We start from the raw sequence: 15,330 nt of genomic DNA on the forward strand, positions 1-15,330 counted from the left end.
CTTTTAAAAAACACCTCTTCAACAGAAAAGAGGTTTCCACATATTATACGAATTGTTTCATCCAAGCTTGGAAGTTCGTTATTACTGAGTCTAAAAATTCGATTGTTGCTTGGTCTGTTAATTGACCATTTTCATCGAATTTCGTGTGTGCTGCACCAACATATACTTCATTCATTGGTAATAAAGGTGAGTTTAAGCCACTTGCGAATAAAATATCACGTAAGTGCATTTGTGCTTTTACAGAACCTAAAATGTCCATTGAAGCACCCATAATCATTGATGGCTTGCCGTTCATTACTTTGTCCACACGGCTCATCCAGTCGATTGCGTTACCCAGTACTCCGGGAATTGTTGAGTTGTACTCTGGCGTTACCCAAAGAACTGCGTCAGCTGCTTTTACTTTTGCTTTGAAGTCTAAAACTTCATGAGGTGTATCTAACTCGATGTCTTGGTTGTACATCGGAATTGGTGCTAAGTCTAAAATTTCTAATTCAAACTGGTCAGCATAACGCGCTTGTATGTGTTTTGCTAATTGTAAATTAAATGAATTTTTACGGATACTTCCTACGATTGCTACTACCTTCATGATGTTACCTCCAAAATTTTACTTAATCGAAGAATTTCTCGATTTCTTGTGTAAGTGTTTGACTGCCGGTTTTCAACATCGACACGATGCGTTTCATGTTACTACGAGTAATTTGATCAGTAGGCGCTGCGACTGCTAAAGCCGCAATGACTTCTCTGTTACGAAAAACAGGTAGGGCAATGCAACGAATGCCAACAATTCGCTCCTCATCATCAAACGCAAAACCATCTTCACGAACCACATTTAAATGGTAACGAAAGAGCTGTGAATCTTGAAACGTGTTTTTTGTTGCTCGTTCAAGCGACATTTCTTCTAGTAACGGCTCTAATTGTTCTACTTGTAAATTTGCTAAAATGACTTTTCCTAAGGCAGATTGATGTAATTTTGAGCGGTTGCCAATCTCTTCATCTGCAGACTTTAAAAATGGTTCATGCAGCACTTGGGTCATTACAAGATCTGTTCCGTCTCTTTTGCCAACATATGTACTCATTTTCAGTTGTTTTGTTGCCTGATGAATAGATTGAAGTGAAGTCCAATCCATTGTCGAACGGCGCTCAAAACTTTCACAAAACATTTTATGATTAATATAAAATTGATTTTGTAATTTATAAACGTAGCCCATTTCCTCGAGTGTTGCGAGTAAACGAAAAGCTGTTGATTTATTTAAATCCAGTTCATCCGTAATTTCTTTCAATGTAATACCTTGGCTTTTTTTTACAAGTTCTAAAATGAGAAGCCCTTTTTTCAATGTCGAAACTTCATATCGTGTCATGTCCTCACCTCAGTCTTTTGTAAGTATAAAATTAAATTATTTGTTATTCAAAATAATGCACTCGAGTTTCACTATTTGAAACTCGTGTGTATTAACCGTTTTTTATTGTTTTGCACTTACAGATAAAGGTAAGCAATCCGCAAACAGAGATGGTTTAAAGTACTGCTAAATACAGAATAAAAAATAGTTGGTTATAATGAAATTATTATTAAGGAAGGAAGTGCAAAACTATGGATTTCGAAACAGTTATGCAGGAGCTTGAAGCACTTAGCAAGGAACGAACTAAAAAAATATACATATCTAATGGTGCGCATGAACCCCTTTTTGGCGTAGCTACAGGCGCTATGAAACCAATCGCAAAGAAGATAAAAATAAATCAACGTTTAGCTGAAGAACTTTATTTCACAGGTAACTACGATGCAATGTACTTTGCAGGCATTATTGCAGACCCAAAAGCCATGACTGAGTCGGATTTTGATCGTTGGATTGATGAAGCTTATTTTTATATGCTGTCCGATTATGTGGTGGCAGTAACTTTATCAGAGTCAGATATTGCACAAGAGGTTGCTGATAAATGGATTGCAAGCGGGCAAGAACTGAGAATGTCAGCAGGCTGGAGTTGCTACTGCTGGCTTTTAGGTAATCGCAAAGATAATGAATTTGCCGAAAGCAAGATTTCCAATATGCTTGATATTGTGAAAAATACGATTCACGATTCGCCAGAACGAACGAAATCCGCTATGAATAATTTTCTATACACCGTGGGGATTTCATATTTGCCTCACCATGAAAAGGCAGTCGAGACCGCAAAGGCAGTAGGTATAGTAGAACTTAAACGGGACAAGAAAAAAAGCAGTTTCCTAAACGCTTACGAAAGTATTCAAAAAGAAAGTGATAAAGGGAGGCTAGGTTTTAAACGCAAATATGTAAGATGTTAAAAATTTGCTTCACAACGGTGCATTAATCCAAGTAGGATTTTTAAAGAAGCGTAGTAGCAGGATCTCATTTTATGAATTACTATTTCTTTAGGTCTTTTTATCGCAATATTCGCCGCTACTAGCAAAAGCAAGAAGAAAAAATGAACTACTTCACGGTGCTTTAGTTTAACAAGCAATTGAAAAAACATAAGCAAAGGGTCAGTTCAGTGAACTGACCCTTTTTTATATGTGTCTCATTACCTGCACTGTGTAAATTTTGAAACCTGAATCTTACCCGCTCCGTCTAATGTTTACAGCTTTTCAAGGGAGGTACCGAAATGCATGATGTCAAATAGAGAGAGTTCTTCTTATCACGATCAACATCATTTGTTTAATGAGTTAATTGATCAGTACGGGGAGGGCCTCATGCGGTTAGCGTATACGTATGTAAAAAACAAACAAGCAGCAGAGGATGTTGTGCAGGATGTCTTTATGCGTGCTTATGAAAAAAGGGATGATTTCAAAGGAGAATCATCTTATAAAACTTATTTATATCGCATGACCATCAACCGTTGCTATGACCACTTAAGAAGCTGGTCATTCAAGAATGTACAAATCTCGAATAAACTCACCTTGATTTTCCAAGGTGAGAACAACACTGAACATACCGCCATCATGAAAGATGAAAAGTTCATGCTCGGAAAAGAAATTCTGTCTTTACCTCTTAAATATCGCGAAGTGCTCGTTCTTTACTATTACAAGGATCTCAGCGTTGAAGAAACTGCCACTATCCTAAAATGTTCGCCCAATACAATTAAAACAAGATTAAAAAGAGCTCGTGAGAAATTGAAACTCCAACTTGAAAAGAATGGAGGATTGTAAATGGAAGACAAAGATATCAAAGATGGCATTGAACGGTATATCGGCAAGGAAAAGCTTTTTGATCACCAATTTCGAAACCAGCTATTATCAAATGTTGGAAAAACAAAGAAGAGACATAGAGGAATAACCCTTATCAATAAATTCATGCCTGCAGTCGTGTTGCTTCTACTCGTATTGGGTGGCATAACCTACTTTTTCCTTGCAAATGAATCCGTGGATAACCTAACTACTGCAAATAAAGGAAAGAATGAAACATCGGAAATCACCTTTGACGTGGAGAGTCACGGAGAAGCTTTTCCAGAACTTCAAAGTGATATAAATGCAGTACTGAAATCACTTTCTGCAACCCTCACTGACTCGGTGAAGGCTGTATCCATCAATGGAGAAGGAACGGTTGTGGTGGATCTGAAAGATTTTCGTCAAGATCTTGGAAGCCTGACCACGAATGAAAAAGGCGAATTCCTTTGGCCGCTCTATGACACCGTATTTAAATATCCGCAAGTCAAAGAAGTTTACTTTACCTTCGAGAGCAGTTTTACCGAGTGGTATACTTGGCTCGAATCTACGCCCGATCCAATGGTTAGACAAACAGAACAAGTTCCAGATAATACATCCAGACTTGTAGACGCTTTAATAACAAATCATACTTATTACAACGATATGTATCAATTCATCCAAGAATCGAATCTGCCAGGCGAAGGGGCAGGAAATGTATTGGTCTTATATTTAGAAGCACTTAAAAATGGGGATGTTGAGAAGGTCAGCGAGTACTCCATCAATAATGACATGAACCAAATTGAAACCTTGGTGAGTATTTACGAACAGATCGACTATGACTCGCTTTACATCGATACAATCATCCCAAGTCAAGGAGAGCCTATCTATGATGTCCACCTGAAATTCAACCATAAGGATGGGCAATCAGGAACACGAGTCCTTTTTATGCAGTTTTATGATAACAAGATCAGCATTTACGATGCACCTGAAAACTAACTCTTAAATGAAATAGGGAACACCTCCTTGAAGATTGGAGGTGTTCCCTATTTACGTTGGCACGTCTATTTTGTATTCTCAAACTGTCGCTCATTATTTGCAGTAACCGCTGCTGAAAAACCGGCTAACATGTAAGCCATATAAACAACACCTTCTTCGAAATCAGTAAGTCGGATCGATTCATTAGGTGCATGTGCTTTTGATTGAACCCAACCAATTCCAGTACTGACAATTGGAAGATGAAGCTGATGACCAAACTCGTACATCGGCCCAGTACCTGCTGAATTCGGCGCCAGGACAGGGCTCTTTTCATAGACAGCACTTGCTGTATCAAGTACATGTGTCACAAATGGATGGTTGTAATTTGAACGATAAGCCTTTTGTCCATTAATCATAACTACCTCTACATCATCGAAGCTGTGTAATTTTAAGTGATTTTGTATGCAACTTAAAATATGCTCAGGATCCTGACCCGGTACTAACCGGCAATCAAGCTTAACCTTGGCACTCTTAGGGAGAACCGTCTTTGCTCCTTCCCCTGTATAGCCACTTTCCAACCCACAAATTGTCATGGTTGGGTTGAAAACCATCGCTTCTCTTGGATCAATCCCTTGTGCAACCGTTATGAGAGGACGCTTTAATCCATACAACTCCCCAACTTTTTCTTCATTAAATGGTAAATTCTTGACCGCTTCTTTTTCATTGTCAGTTGGCTCTTCAATCCCATCATAGAATCCATTCACTAAAATCTCATTCTTTTCGTTTTTCATGCTAGCTAAAGCCTGGACCAATCTCCAAGCAGCATTGTCCACGTATGCCCCAACAGAAGAATGCATGTCAATATCTGCTCCCGTACATGTCAGCTCTAAATACGCCATTCCTTTAATGCCTGCTACCATGCTCACTCGATCTTCTTGATCCTTTCCTCCAAACTCCCATATACAAGCATCCGCTTTGAATAAATCCTTATATTTTTTTAAGTAAGGAGCTAAGTTCGGACTACCAATCTCTTCTTCACCTTCAACCATAAACTTAATATTACAAGGTAATCCTCCCTCAAGCTGTTGCAGTACTTTTATAGCTGTCAATCGTGCAATGAAGTCACCTTTATTATCCGCTACACCTCTAGCAAATAGTTTTCCATCTATAATAGTCGGTTCAAAAGGTTCACTATTCCATTCATTCAATGGTTCTGGTGGTTGCACATCGTAATGATTATAGAAAAGGAGTGTTTTGGTCGAATCTCCGTTACTTCCAGCTGCAAAATAACCGTAAACCACCGGATTTCCACCCAAATCATCCAATACCTGTGCTTCCCCACCAGTTTCCTGAATTTGTTGAACCACAAACAAAACCGTTTCAGGTATTGCCTTATTTTGTGCAGATATAGTCGGGTACCTTAAATAATTTTTTAATAATTCAATTGCACCTGGAACTGCTTCTTTTGTGTTACTTCTTAGAGTTTGTATCAGTTGTTCACTCATAACATCTCTCCTTACAATAGTTGATACTTATTAATTCGATATACGAAGTATTTACACCTTTTAAATAATAAGATTTATTTATTAATTCGGCGATGTTGAAGAAGTTACATTTGATTATCGTACATTGTGCGAGATAGGATAATATTTAAATAATAGTAAGAATGTTCTTGTTTTCATTCCAAGTGTTAAGATAGTGAAATTATTAGTATTATCACTAATTTTGCTTGTAGCAATTACTTCTACGAAAACTTTTGTTGAAGCAAAGACTTTCCCTCGGAAATAATCGACTACAAACGAAAAAATTGAATTTCCACAATGTTACATGTGACTCGAGTTTGGAAAACAACAGCCTATGCTACATCTTCTAAATGAGATATTTATGGTTCCAATTTAGATTTAATTGTTACCCAGGACCAACGGCATATGATATTAATGATGTGGCAAATAAATATTAAAAGGAGCTTTGTATGAAGACAAAACAATTAATCATAAAAGGTTGTATAGTGTTTGCAATCGGAGTAATAGGAGTTCTTGGTTTTTCAAAATTAACAGAAATGGAAGTCGCAGGAGATAACGACACCAAAGAAGGTCATGGAATTGCGTTAAGTGTACCAGGTCACCAAGACTTAAAATCTCTTGCTGTAAAAACAGGTTTTATCTTGTCCACAAATGTAGATGGTGAATACAATGTCGTTGAAAACAAAATTGAAGGTGAAAACGAAGTATACTCTATTGATCATCATTACAAATTAATTGTGGAGAAAACCGCAAAAGATAAAAGTGGAAATAAATTGGAAAAGGGAGATGTAGTGGATTTAATTATTCCTACTGGAGTTCAGCAAAAATTAAACGGTAAAATTGGTGGACTTATTCCTCTTTCAGACAATACAATTGCATTAGATAATGGTAAGTATTTATTATTCCTCGAAACTACTTATTATAAACCATTTGATAAAAATGTGATGATGATTAGTAACTTAAATCATGTTTATAAAAAAGTTGGAAAGAATTATAAAAATATAGGTTCAGACCTAATTCCAGAAATAAAAGAGGATTATGAATTTTGATGAATCTAAACAGAAAATGCTGATATCACTACAAACAAATGACCATCAATTCAACAGTGAATTGATAGTCATTTTGTGTTGTGTTTTATGTTTTTGTACCCCAGAAGAAGAACCGTTACTAAAAGGCCCCGCCTAGTAGGACTCTTGTCTGCAAAGGAAATAGTTTAAACATTAATTAAATCAACATTTGTGAATACGAACTAGATTGGTGCTACAATCTTAAAAACTAGGAACTAAGAATCCAAGAAATGGAGAGTCATCATGCTAGAAAAATTCATGATTACCATGTCGGCATTTAACGTTGAAAGAACAATTCGAGTTTATCTCCCTACGGATTATGCAGAAACAAACAAACGGTACCCCGTGCTTTATATGCAAGACGGACAAAACGTTTTTGAAGACGAAGATGCGATTCAAGGTGTTTCATTAGGCTTGAGAGACTACTTGGATGAACATAAATTAGACATTATAGTTGTGGGAATTGATACAAATACTGAAGGGGAAGAACGTAAAAACGAGTTTTGTCCTTGGATAGATGGTGAGTATAGCAAGAATTTAATTGGAAAACCAAGTTCTACAGGAGGAAAAGGAACAGCGTATGTTGATTTTATCGTCCATGAACTGAAACCTTTTATTGATCGAAAATATCGTACGCTAGAAAACTCGTCTAGTATTGCGGGTATTTCACTTGGTGGGTTAATCTCTACATATGCAGCATGTCGGTATCCTCTTGTGTTTAAGAAAGTTGCAGTTATCTCCTCTGCCTTTTGGCGGAATCAAGAAGAAATGGAACAACTCCTGCAACATACAGATTTAACGACTATCGAGAAATTTTACATGGACTGTGGAACGGCTGAAATGAAGGAAGATGAGCGAATCAGTAAAGGTTTTCTGGCATCCAATCAACGTATTTTTGATATCCTGAAAGACAAGATTGTTGATTCCAAATTTGTAATTATTGAAGATGCAGAACATAACTATACTGAGTTCAGAAAAAGAGTGCCTGACATGATCAGCTTCTTATTTAACTGAATTATTTTTCCTGGAGAGCAAGGGTAATTATAAACTCTTGCTCTACTTTCAATATTACTTACTTTTGTATACGCATAGGAATCTTTCCACACCTGGATATCTTTCACCTAGACTACTAATCTCAAATCCAAAGTTTCTATAAAAATTCACTGCATCACTATCTGTTTCTGCATAGATGGAACTCATCTTATGCTTGTCGATAATAGAGTTTATCATTTTGCTTCCTATTCCTTTTCCTCTATGGTTCTGACAAACTGCAATATGTTTTATTTCACATTCAATTGAGTTAGTACTTAATTCAATTCCTATGCAACCAACTACTTGTCCGGAGAATTCAAATTCATACAATTTTCGATTTAATAATTGAATGTATTTCTCATATTCTTGGTCAACTTTATCTTCTGAAGTGGCGTGGGATAAAAGTTTCCTTATAGAAAGATTACTATTTTTCGCTGTAATTTCATTCACAACAGCACCATCTTTTCTAACAGTCATTTTAATGCACTCTCGTTTTTTATTCAACATCAACGGCATTCTTTAACATGGTCTACTAGTTAAAAGTTCCGTATATCAACAATTGGACCCACTTCTTTAAAGTCTTGGTTGTCTATGAATGAAATCAGTTTTTGTGCCGTTTGTTCTGCAGTGCTTAGTAATCCCTGCTCCTTGTAATCAACGAATTTTTCAAGAAGTGGAAATGCATTTTCGTTGCTCCCTCGAATTGTTTCTTGCATGCCGGTGTCAATAATACCCGGGGCAATCGAGACGATTTCTACTGGATGCTCTGCGTTTAATTGCTCCATTGCAACAACCCGTGAAAAATGATCGAGTCCCGCTTTTGTTGAACAGTAAGTTCCCCAACCTTCATATGCATTTCGACCAGCTCCGGAAGAAATATTGACGATACGTTTTGATCCATCAAAATTCTTTAAATTAGAGATAAATGCATTCGAAATAATCATAGGTGCAGTTAAATTAACGGCAATGGCATTCGCTATTTCGTCCGCATTTACTGATCCGATTAACCCGATTGGATTTACCATTCCAGCATTGTTAATAAGCGTGAATGAACTCGCGTCATGTGGTGCCGAATCGATTGCCTCAGACATAAGAGATACCAGTTTCCCTGTTTCGGACAAGTCTGCCTGAATGAATTTCACCCCATCGATTTCACTCTCTGTTCGAGCAATTCCCACAACAAAATGCCCCGCTTCACTCAACTGTTTTGCAAGTTCGAAGCCAATTCCTTTTGATGCTCCTGTAATCAAATAAATGTTCATTTATTTCATCCCTTCTTAGTAAAATCCATTAATTTGAAATATTTAACGCTCAAAATGAATGTTTTATCGCTCAGATTAAGGATTTATCGCTCAAAACTGTCTCATGTCACAGTTGTTCCTGACCAACCCAGTTTTACCCACTACTTTCCAGACGGATTATCTATTTTTTGTGCGTGATTTCTTCCTTTTTCATGTCATCTTGTGATTCGGATTGACTCTCCTCTTCGTTGGCACGAGCTGTGAAATAGTCGAGGGGGAGCCGTTTACGAGTAAATGTACGCCATAACGTCCAAATGATAACGCCAATCAGAATTGCAAACGCTAAATAACCCATTTCGTTTCACTCCTTTTTTACATATTGTACATGACTTACTATTATTCGTTAAGACAATCCATCTGTAGGTATGGAACTTCTGACGACTGCTATTACACAACCATCCTCCTAGGACCTCAAAGATTCCCTTTAGTTAATCCCACAATATACCAATTATTAATAGGATAAAAGTAACATGTAATTATCCTGCCATAACTTATACTTATAAAGGCAAATTTATTAACATCAGGAGGAAACAATGAAAAAGATTTCACTCAGCTTGATAGCTATTTTAATAGCTTTCTACTTATTACCAGCTAACGCATTTGCTCAAATAAACGACAATGATCTTACAGTCTATTTGACCAAAATCAGTGAGGAAAGAGGGCATTCCATAACAAAGGATGAATATGAAATTTATCTTGCAGAATACCCTCAATTTGTCTTATCTGATTTTGAAAATATTCAGGAACTGGAAGAATATATGGGTCCTGTCATTAAATCGGACCACAGTAACTTGAACATCATTTATGAGGACTTGGAACTAAACGAACAACAACTAATCGATATTTTACTAGAAAATGGGAAAATAATCGAGGACTACATTTATGTGGATGACTTATACTTCACCGTGCTTGATTCACAGATGGAATATGAGCTACCGGACCCTGAAGATATTGTGGGAGACATGGACGATGTGATGAAAGAAATCGATTTAACTGATGAAGAAATCGAGAATCTGATGAACCACCTCCTATCGATTGAATCTGAATTAAACTCTCCTGAAGTCGGTGATAGATTGATGTCTATCGCTGAACGAATGATGGGCATCGATCCGGAAAATCCGACGGAAGAACAAATCAGTGATGTAGGAAATGCATTCGAGGAGCTATTGTCGATTTTCAAAATGAAGGCTGAATTCTATATTGTTTACGGCGACACAACCACTCCGGTTTCCATGGGCGAATTGATGCAAATGGAAGTTTTGGATGGGGATTATCTATTAATCAAACTTTTTGACTTAAACGGAATTCTACTGGCTGATTTGAAATTCACATCTGATGATATCAAGGAAGTACCTGAGAATATTGCGGAAATTACCGACATAGCCAAGGAAGAAGTTAATGCAGAAAAGACACCTGTAAGACCTCAAACGATAAAAGGTGGAAAGTTGCCGGCTACTGATTCAAATAACCTCGATGGTGCTTTGGCAGGAGCTGTATTGTTCGGATTTGGACTATTCCTCTATAGAAGAGTTAGGACTTCATAATGCCACGATCACATGACAAAGAAAGAAGAGGGCTTGAAAAGCCGGTTCTTCTTTCTTTATCAGTTCTGATTTTGCTGACGGGTTTTTGGTTGTTTTCAAAAAACATCAGTAGTTTTGCTCAAGGATTTTTTGCTGGTGAAACAGTAGAGCCCGTAGCTATGTTTGAAGCACAAAATAGCCCTTCAGATCATGTGGAAAAACTTGAAGATGAAACACCTCTTTATGCGGAAATACCCAAAATGGGCGAGACAATGGGCTCACTTTATATTCCAAAGCTTGAAGCTCAACTTCCCATTTATCATGGTACCGATGAAGATGAGTTGGAAAAGGGTGTTGGGCATTTCAAGGAAAGTGTACTGCCCGGGGAAAAAGATAACTCTGTTCTTTCCGGTCATCGGGATACTGTGTTCCGTAATCTTGGAAAAGTAGGAGAGGGCGATGAACTGCAAGTTACCACTTCAGCTGGAACTTTTATATATAAAGTGAATAATGTGCGTATTGTTGATAAAGATGACTTGACTGTGATTGTGCCAAAACCACGTGCTGTTTTGACGGTCAGCACGTGTTATCCTTTTAACTTTATCGGAGCCGCTCCAAAGCGATATATATTGGAAGCCTTTCTCGTTTCTTCTTATCTAGCTGAGAAATGATTTTTCATACTGTTCTTCATGTAGCCATCTATTTTGTAAGATGGCTATTTTCTATGTTCCACAAAAAAGTCGTCACTTCACAAGTTTTCACTCGCAAAGTAACGACTTTTCACACTCAATTAATTTGGACTTGCTTGTATTTCTTTAAACTCTTCATCTGTAAAAGCACGCGATCTGGTTAAAAAGCGCTTGCCTTCTACACCTTCTAACGAAAACATCCCGCCACGACCATCGATGACGTCAATAATTAATTGTGTGTGTTTCCAATAATCGTATTGGCTTTTGTGCATATAGAAAGGGCTGTCGCCGATTGAACCGAGCAGCACATCTTGGTCACCTACAATCAAATCACCGTCTGGATAGCACATAGGTGCAGACCCATCACAGCAACCTCCTGATTGGTGGAACATGACTGGACCATGCTTGCTTTTCAACAACTCGATCAGTTCCAGCGTTGCGTCCGTTGCGATGACACGCTCAATCATTGGTCATTCCCCTTTCGATCAAAAGAATCCTAATTTATCTTCACTGTAGCTGACAAGCAGGTTTTTCGTTTGTTGGTAGTGATTTAACATCATTAAGTGGTTTTCGCGTCCGATACCCGACATTTTGTATCCACCAAACGCAGCGTGTGCTGGGTAAGCATGGTAACAGTTTGTCCAAACACGTCCTGCTTGAATCGCACGGCCGAAACGGTATGCCGTGTTCATGTTACGAGACCAAACACCGGCTCCAAGTCCGTATAATGTATCGTTGGCAATTTCAAGTGCTTCTTCTTGCGTTTTAAACGTTGTAACCGAGACAACTGGACCAAAAATCTCTTCTTGGAAAATACGCATTTTGTTATTTCCTTTGAAGACAGTTGGTTTAACGTAGTAGCCACCAGCGAATTCGTCACCTAAGTTATTGCGCTCTCCGCCTGTTAAACATTCTGCCCCTTCTTGTTTCCCGATATCCAGGTAAGACAAGATTTTTTCCAATTGCTCATTCGAAGCTTGTGCACCCATCATGGTGTTTGGATCAAGTGGGTTGCCCGTTTTAATTGCTTCTACGCGAGCGATTACTTTTTCCATGAACTTGTCGTAAATAGATTCTTGAACTAGCGCACGAGAAGGACATGTACAAACTTCCCCTTGGTTCAATGCGAATAGTACAAATCCTTCTACTGCTTTATCTAAGAATGCGTCGTCCTTATCCATCACATCTTCAAAGAAAATGTTAGGTGACTTGCCTCCTAATTCTAATGTAACTGGAATCAAGTTTTGAGAAGCATATTGCATAATCATTCGACCAGTAGTCGTTTCACCCGTAAAGGCAATTTTACCAATGCGTGGGTTCGATGCAAGTGGTTTTCCTGCTTCCAATCCAAAACCATTGACGATATTTAGTACGCCTGCAGGTAATAAATCGCCCACAAGTTCAGCAAATACTAGAATACTTGCTGGTGTTTGCTCAGCAGGTTTCAATACGACACAGTTACCCGCTGCAAGTGCTGGAGCAAGTTTCCACACTGCCATTAACAATGGGAAGTTCCAAGGAATGATTTGTCCTACAACCCCGATTGGCTCATGGAAATGATACGCTACTGTATCGTTATCAATTTGGCTTAAAGAACCTTCTTGAGCGCGAATAGCCCCTGCAAAATAACGGAAGTGGTCGATTGCTAATGGTAAGTCAGCATTTAATGTTTCACGAACAGCTTTTCCGTTATCCCATGTTTCCGCAACTGCTAACATTTCTAAATTTTCTTCCATGCGATCTGCGATCTTATTTAAAATGATTGCACGCTCTGCTACTGACGTTTTACCCCATGCATCTTTAGCAGCATGTGCAGCATCAAGTGCCAGTTCGATATCCTCTGAAGTTGAACGAGCAATTTGCGTGAAGCTTTTACCCGTTACTGGTGTTACATTATCAAAATATTCCCCTTTAACTGGAGCAGTCCATTGACCGTTAATATAGTTATCATACTTCTCTTTAAAAGTTACTAGTGAACCTTCTGTGTTTGGAAATGCATATACCATTTTAATATTCCTCCCTTTCGTTCTCAAATCTCTTATGTATACGCTTTCAATCTATTGAATAGAAGTAGGTTAGACAAACAAATATCCTACTCTCTTATACTGTCAGATAACATTGAATTTTTCAACTTATATGTTTACTAATATTTTAGTAGTTTCCAAAAAAGGATTGTAGCGAAACTTCTCGCCACAATCCTAATATGTTTTCAGACGTACTACTCGATTTTTCCACCGTCCGGTCTATTTTTTCAGACGTGACTACGCTTTTTTCAGACGTCAACTCCAATAAGTACGACTGAGCGTACGCTCACCTACTCATCTTCAACTGTATTAATTTCAACTAGCATCCCAGTTACCAATGTGATGACGACGATGAATGATAACAACATTAATACCATTTTCCTCAACTCCTACCAAGTTCTAAATCCTTCTGATCCAGGAGGTGCGTGGTGAATCATTCCACTCAATGGAATCGCATAGGCAATGATGATGAGTACGAATGCAATACCAATCCAAATCCACCAGTTTTCAAGCCATTTCGGTGTGTTTTCCTTGTCGCTTTCAGCCATTGGAAACTCTACAAAATCTTCTTCACGTACTGCTTTTGGTGAAATAAACATCGACATAACGACAATATAAATTAAAATCATCGCAGATAAGAAAAGAATACTTCCACCGATTGCCATCGTTACATGATTTGTTAAGATGCCGTCAAACCATTCCAGTGCAGACGGATGATTATTATATCCTGAATATGCTGTACGTCTTGGTGCACCGAGAAGACCTAAAATATGCTGAGATGTCGACATTAATAACATCCCGATTGCCCATGTAATAACTTGAATGAACCCAAGTTTTTGCATGGATTTTGTGAATTTACGACCAGTCAGATACGGGATCATCCAGAAGGTTAAACCCATAAATGTCATCGCTACAGGTGTTCCTACTGTGATGTGGAAATGTCCGACAATCCATAATGTATTGTGAACAACTTCATTCAGTTGGAAACTTGCATTGATGATTCCACCAGCCCCACCAGGAATGAAGAACGCCATCGCGATAAAAATCGAAGTAAAACGAACGTCTTTCCACGGAAGTTTTGTGAACCAACCAAATAGCCCTTTGCCACCTTTTTTACGTCCCGCAATTTCAAAAGTAGCAAACATAGAGAACGCGGTCATTAACGATGGGATTATGACCATAAATGTTAAACAGACTTGCAAGAATTTCCAGAAGTTCGAGATTCCTGGCTCTGTCAATTGGTGATGGAAGCCAACCGGAATCGAAAAGAGAATAAATAAGACAAACGATAAACGTGCTAACGAATCACTAAATACTTTTGCACCAAGCAATTTCGGAACTACTACATACCATGCCATGTATGCCGGCAATAACCAGAAATACACAAGGGGATGACCAAAATACCAGAACAATGAGCGACTTAACTCAACATTGATGGTATCGACCATTCCAAATGCCCATGGGATGTACTGGAATAAAACGGTCGCCACTACCCCTAGACCTGCTATGATCCATAATGCAATCGTAGTGATTGTCATAAAAGCAAATAATGGACTTAATTGACCTTTGTTTTTCTTTTTCCAAACAATATAATGACCGACTAATGCAAAACTGGTAATCCAAGTTCCCACTACATATAGTGCCAATGCTACGTAATACCAACCACTAGCTTTTAACGGTGCATAGAACGTATAAAGAACTGAAGCTTCACCAGACACAATCATGATTGTGGCCAAAACAGTTCCTGCGGTTGTAACAGCAAAACCGATCCATGAAAAGAGACGAACTTTCGGACCAAAACTACCTATACTTTTACTCATACCCGTAATAAAAAATGCGAAAATGAAAAATGCTGTATAAATAAGGGCTAATAAAACTCCATGTGCCGTTAATATTTGATAATAATCCAACCAACTCGGTAATTGGAGTGCATCGTTTCGGATGAATACTTGCAGTAATCCACATAATGTCCCAATTAAAAATGCAATATAGGCTACCCCAATATTCCATAAAGCTAACTTACGATCTTGTGCTGCAATCAT

General features: G+C 38.1%; 16 protein-coding genes. 7 read left to right on the plus strand and 9 right to left on the minus strand.

Features of this window, described 5'->3' with window-relative positions:
- Positions 1–43: 43 nt before the first annotated feature.
- Complete coding sequence (locus GY23_RS12525; RefSeq protein ID WP_075619561.1) at positions 44–586, minus strand: NADPH-dependent FMN reductase; 543 nt, start codon at positions 584–586, stop codon at positions 44–46.
- Positions 587–608: 22 nt separating this feature from the next.
- The gene (locus GY23_RS12530; RefSeq protein ID WP_075619562.1) at positions 609–1,358 is read right to left on the minus strand and encodes an IclR family transcriptional regulator; all 750 of its coding nucleotides are present in this window, start codon (positions 1,356–1,358) and stop codon (positions 609–611) included.
- Between the two features lie 230 nt (positions 1,359–1,588).
- Between GY23_RS12530 and GY23_RS12535 the strand changes: the two genes are divergently transcribed.
- The 3 genes from GY23_RS12535 to GY23_RS18765 all read left to right on the plus strand — a co-directional run bounded on the left by GY23_RS12535 (position 1,589) and on the right by GY23_RS18765 (position 4,150).
- A complete protein-coding gene (locus GY23_RS12535; RefSeq protein WP_075619563.1) occupies positions 1,589–2,296 on the plus strand; it encodes a DNA alkylation repair protein in 708 nt (235 codons plus the stop codon).
- A 321-nt stretch (positions 2,297–2,617) separates the two neighbouring features.
- Complete coding sequence (locus GY23_RS12540) at positions 2,618–3,157, plus strand: sigma-70 family RNA polymerase sigma factor (RefSeq protein ID WP_075619564.1); 540 nt, start codon at positions 2,618–2,620, stop codon at positions 3,155–3,157.
- On the plus strand, positions 3,158–4,150 hold the full coding sequence (locus tag GY23_RS18765; protein ID WP_075619565.1) for a hypothetical protein: 993 nt from the start codon (positions 3,158–3,160) through the stop codon (positions 4,148–4,150). It abuts the gene before it with no gap.
- A 65-nt stretch (positions 4,151–4,215) separates the two neighbouring features.
- Here the strand turns inward: GY23_RS18765 and GY23_RS12550 are convergent, their stop codons facing one another.
- Complete coding sequence (locus GY23_RS12550; RefSeq protein WP_075619566.1) at positions 4,216–5,634, minus strand: M20/M25/M40 family metallo-hydrolase; 1,419 nt, start codon at positions 5,632–5,634, stop codon at positions 4,216–4,218.
- Positions 5,635–6,101: 467 nt separating this feature from the next.
- Between GY23_RS12550 and GY23_RS12555 the strand changes: the two genes are divergently transcribed.
- Both GY23_RS12555 and GY23_RS12560 read left to right on the plus strand, forming a co-directional pair.
- Positions 6,102–6,701: a hypothetical protein gene (locus GY23_RS12555; protein WP_075619567.1), complete on the plus strand. Its 600-nt coding sequence runs from the start codon at positions 6,102–6,104 to the stop codon at positions 6,699–6,701.
- A 261-nt stretch (positions 6,702–6,962) separates the two neighbouring features.
- Positions 6,963–7,733 (plus strand): alpha/beta hydrolase, encoded by a 771-nt coding sequence (locus tag GY23_RS12560; RefSeq protein WP_075619568.1) that lies wholly within the window; start codon positions 6,963–6,965, stop codon positions 7,731–7,733.
- Positions 7,734–7,787: 54 nt separating this feature from the next.
- Here the strand turns inward: GY23_RS12560 and GY23_RS12565 are convergent, their stop codons facing one another.
- The 3 genes from GY23_RS12565 to GY23_RS18295 all read right to left on the minus strand — a co-directional run bounded on the left by GY23_RS12565 (position 7,788) and on the right by GY23_RS18295 (position 9,347).
- Entirely contained in the window at positions 7,788–8,228 is a 441-nt protein-coding gene (locus tag GY23_RS12565; protein ID WP_139311121.1) for a GNAT family N-acetyltransferase, read from the minus strand.
- A gap of 59 nt (positions 8,229–8,287) precedes the next feature.
- Positions 8,288–9,013 (minus strand): SDR family NAD(P)-dependent oxidoreductase, encoded by a 726-nt coding sequence (locus GY23_RS12570; RefSeq protein WP_075619569.1) that lies wholly within the window; start codon positions 9,011–9,013, stop codon positions 8,288–8,290.
- 160 nt (positions 9,014–9,173) lie between these two features.
- Complete coding sequence (locus GY23_RS18295) at positions 9,174–9,347, minus strand: hypothetical protein (protein WP_161487602.1); 174 nt, start codon at positions 9,345–9,347, stop codon at positions 9,174–9,176.
- 238 nt (positions 9,348–9,585) lie between these two features.
- Here GY23_RS18295 and GY23_RS12575 point away from each other — a divergent pair, with 238 nt between their 5' ends.
- Together GY23_RS12575 and GY23_RS12580 are read left to right on the plus strand one after the other, a co-directional pair.
- Entirely contained in the window at positions 9,586–10,596 is a 1,011-nt protein-coding gene (locus GY23_RS12575; protein WP_075619570.1) for a processed acidic surface protein, read from the plus strand.
- The gene (locus GY23_RS12580; RefSeq protein ID WP_075619571.1) at positions 10,596–11,246 is read left to right on the plus strand and encodes a class D sortase; all 651 of its coding nucleotides are present in this window, start codon (positions 10,596–10,598) and stop codon (positions 11,244–11,246) included. The genes GY23_RS12575 and GY23_RS12580 overlap by 1 nt, the downstream gene beginning before the upstream one ends.
- 119 nt (positions 11,247–11,365) lie before the next feature.
- Here GY23_RS12580 and GY23_RS12585 read toward each other — a convergent pair whose 3' ends face one another.
- The 3 genes from GY23_RS12585 to GY23_RS12595 all read right to left on the minus strand — a co-directional run bounded on the left by GY23_RS12585 (position 11,366) and on the right by GY23_RS12595 (position 15,330).
- The gene (locus GY23_RS12585) at positions 11,366–11,731 is read right to left on the minus strand and encodes a DUF779 domain-containing protein (protein WP_075619572.1); all 366 of its coding nucleotides are present in this window, start codon (positions 11,729–11,731) and stop codon (positions 11,366–11,368) included.
- Positions 11,732–11,749: 18 nt separating this feature from the next.
- Positions 11,750–13,270: an aldehyde dehydrogenase gene (gene adh, locus GY23_RS12590; RefSeq protein ID WP_075619573.1), complete on the minus strand. Its 1,521-nt coding sequence runs from the start codon at positions 13,268–13,270 to the stop codon at positions 11,750–11,752.
- A gap of 407 nt (positions 13,271–13,677) precedes the next feature.
- Entirely contained in the window at positions 13,678–15,330 is a 1,653-nt protein-coding gene (locus tag GY23_RS12595) for a b(o/a)3-type cytochrome-c oxidase subunit 1 (RefSeq protein ID WP_075619574.1), read from the minus strand.

Origin of the sequence: Paenisporosarcina indica, from assembly GCF_001939075.1 — a bacterium.
Classification (GTDB): domain Bacteria; phylum Bacillota; class Bacilli; order Bacillales_A; family Planococcaceae; genus Paenisporosarcina; species Paenisporosarcina indica.

Excerpts from the sequence above, each read along its gene's own strand:
- GY23_RS12525 (WP_075619561.1), bottom strand. The coding sequence starts at position 586 with ATGAAGGTAGTAGCAATCGTAGGAAGTATCCGTAAAAATTCATTTAAT.
- GY23_RS12530 (WP_075619562.1), bottom strand. The coding sequence starts at position 1,358 with ATGACACGATATGAAGTTTCGACATTGAAAAAAGGGCTTCTCATTTTA.
- GY23_RS12535 (WP_075619563.1), top strand. The coding sequence starts at position 1,589 with ATGGATTTCGAAACAGTTATGCAGGAGCTTGAAGCACTTAGCAAGGAA.
- GY23_RS12540 (WP_075619564.1), top strand. The coding sequence starts at position 2,618 with ATGATGTCAAATAGAGAGAGTTCTTCTTATCACGATCAACATCATTTG.
- GY23_RS18765 (WP_075619565.1), top strand. The coding sequence starts at position 3,158 with ATGGAAGACAAAGATATCAAAGATGGCATTGAACGGTATATCGGCAAG.
- GY23_RS12550 (WP_075619566.1), bottom strand. The coding sequence starts at position 5,634 with ATGAGTGAACAACTGATACAAACTCTAAGAAGTAACACAAAAGAAGCA.
- GY23_RS12555 (WP_075619567.1), top strand. The coding sequence starts at position 6,102 with ATGAAGACAAAACAATTAATCATAAAAGGTTGTATAGTGTTTGCAATC.
- GY23_RS12560 (WP_075619568.1), top strand. The coding sequence starts at position 6,963 with ATGCTAGAAAAATTCATGATTACCATGTCGGCATTTAACGTTGAAAGA.
- GY23_RS12565 (WP_139311121.1), bottom strand. The coding sequence starts at position 8,228 with ATGACTGTTAGAAAAGATGGTGCTGTTGTGAATGAAATTACAGCGAAA.
- GY23_RS12570 (WP_075619569.1), bottom strand. The coding sequence starts at position 9,013 with ATGAACATTTATTTGATTACAGGAGCATCAAAAGGAATTGGCTTCGAA.
- GY23_RS18295 (WP_161487602.1), bottom strand. The coding sequence starts at position 9,347 with ATGGGTTATTTAGCGTTTGCAATTCTGATTGGCGTTATCATTTGGACG.
- GY23_RS12575 (WP_075619570.1), top strand. The coding sequence starts at position 9,586 with ATGAAAAAGATTTCACTCAGCTTGATAGCTATTTTAATAGCTTTCTAC.
- GY23_RS12580 (WP_075619571.1), top strand. The coding sequence starts at position 10,596 with ATGCCACGATCACATGACAAAGAAAGAAGAGGGCTTGAAAAGCCGGTT.
- GY23_RS12585 (WP_075619572.1), bottom strand. The coding sequence starts at position 11,731 with ATGATTGAGCGTGTCATCGCAACGGACGCAACGCTGGAACTGATCGAG.
- adh (WP_075619573.1), bottom strand. The coding sequence starts at position 13,270 with ATGGTATATGCATTTCCAAACACAGAAGGTTCACTAGTAACTTTTAAA.
- GY23_RS12595 (WP_075619574.1), bottom strand. The coding sequence starts at position 15,330 with ATGATTGCAGCACAAGATCGTAAGTTAGCTTTATGGAATATTGGGGTA.